We start from the raw sequence: 690 nt of genomic DNA on the forward strand, positions 1-690 counted from the left end.
TGACCGCTGCTGGCCTCGCGTTCACCGGTGGGGCTATCGCCGGACCGGTGACCGCCGCGTACGCCGCGTCGGATGCCAAGCCGGCCACCCAGACGCAGAGCGACCGTAAGCCCGCCGGTGAGCGTCAGCTCGGTGTGCGCTACGAGGCGCAGCCGAACTTCTACTACTGCGGCCCGGCCGCCACGCGTAACGCCCTGTCCGTGCAGGGCAAGGAGATCAGCGTGGACGCCATGGCCAAGGAGATGGGCACCACCGAGGCCGGCACGAACTCCATCAACGACATCACCCCCGTGCTGAACAAGGAGACCGGTAAGAACGACGCCTACCACAGCGTGGAGATCTCCAGCCCCAACGCTGACGGTAAGCAGACCGACCGGCTGCGCGCCGACATCGTCAAGACCGTGGACGACGGCCGGGCCGTGGTCGCGAACATCGCCGGCACCAGCGTCGACACCGACGGCGGCGTGCACTCCTTCGAGGGCGGGCACTACATCAGCGTCGTGGGTTACCGCGACGGCGGGAACGTGGTGAAGATCGCCGACTCCGCCGATGCGAACACCGCCTCCTACGAGGTCACCGTCGAGCACCTCGCCGACTGGATCGCCACCCGCGGCTACGCCACCAGCTGACCCACACACCACCAGCACACACCGAAGGGCCGGACCCCACCACGGGGCCCGGCCCTTCGGC

Annotated in this window: 1 protein-coding gene; it reads left to right on the forward strand. The window is 68.8% G+C overall.

Annotated features, from left to right (window positions below; genetic code table 11):
- The coding region (locus GUI43_RS33300; RefSeq protein WP_112700728.1) for a C39 family peptidase at positions 1-629 on the forward strand (629 nt) is incomplete at its 5' end.
- Between the last annotated feature and the right edge of the window lie 61 nt (positions 630-690).

It is taken from the genome of Micromonospora noduli, assembly GCF_003264365.1.
In the GTDB taxonomy this organism is placed as follows: Bacteria; Actinomycetota; Actinomycetes; order Mycobacteriales; family Micromonosporaceae; genus Micromonospora; species Micromonospora noduli.